At 71.8% G+C, this 202-nt stretch carries 1 protein-coding gene; it reads left to right on the top strand.

Translation table 11 applies throughout. From position 1 onward, the window contains the following. Positions 1-202, top strand: a 202-nt coding sequence (locus NP777_RS47530; RefSeq protein ID WP_256656424.1) for a hypothetical protein, incomplete at both ends; no start/stop codon positions are given.

The raw sequence follows: 202 nt of genomic DNA on the forward strand, positions 1-202 counted from the left end.
CTGATCGAGGGTGAGGCCGGGGCTCGGCTGCCGTTCTCGTGGTCCGGGGTGTCGCTGCATGCGGTGGGTGCTTCGGTGCTGCGGGTGCGGTTGTCGGCGGGGGGTGCGGATGCGGTGTCGCTGGTGGTGGCGGATGGTGCTGGGCGTGCGGTGCTGTCGGTGGACTCGCTGGTGTTGCGGCCGGTGTCGGCCGAGCAGATCG

It is taken from the genome of Streptomyces rugosispiralis (genome assembly GCF_024505145.1).
GTDB lineage: Bacteria > Actinomycetota > Actinomycetes > Streptomycetales > Streptomycetaceae > Streptomyces > Streptomyces rugosispiralis.